The organism is uncultured Polaribacter sp., assembly GCF_947500975.1.
Taxonomy (GTDB): Bacteria; Bacteroidota; Bacteroidia; order Flavobacteriales; family Flavobacteriaceae; genus Polaribacter.
In genome coordinates, this window is the sequence record NZ_CANMUE010000050.1 from 1 (window position 1) to 711 (window position 711).

The 711-nt window shown below is 37.6% G+C and carries 1 pseudogene; it reads left to right on the top strand.

Annotated features, from left to right (window positions below):
* A pseudogene (locus Q0733_RS12970) lies at positions 1-711 on the top strand (hypothetical protein); the annotation flags it as partial.

The window sequence follows — 711 nt, forward strand, 5'->3', positions numbered from 1 at the left end:
TGATTTTATAGATGGAGTTCTATTTACAAATAGTTCAGATAGTAGTAGCTTAACTGTAGCAAATGCAAGAAACCAAACCGTTACTGCAGATATTAGTCATATGTGGGGTTTACCTACGGGTTCTATTATATTTACAGCTACCAATTATCATACAGCTGCAAATAATGTTTATGTAGTAGCAACAAATGACCCAACTACTTTTACATTTACAGGTACCGTACCTGTTTTTTTAGGAGTTCAACATGGTGGTGCTCTTACTCATGATGGAAATCAAGATGGGCTTGTAAGTTTAGACGGTACAACCTATACTTTTACTACAAACACTCTAGATAGTGGATATACAACAGGGAACAACAATGGTACTTATTTTGTAGAGGTTGTAGAAGGCTCTGGTGTATCATCTAATTCAGGTGGACGTTTTATTTGGGAGTCAGATAGCCCAACTACTGGTGTTCAAACTTATACAACAGATACAGCTAGTTATACTAATTATGCACGTATCTTTGTAAAACCTCAATGTCAAGATACAGATAACGATGGTATAGCAGACGGTTTCGATGTAGATTCAGACAACGATGGTTGTAATGATGTTTTAGAATCTGGTGGTACAGATGCAGATGATGATGGTGTTTTAGACGGTACCTTACCAGCCGTTGGTAGTAATGGTAGAGTAACTGCAGGTACTGGTGGTTATGATGGTCTTTCGGGTAA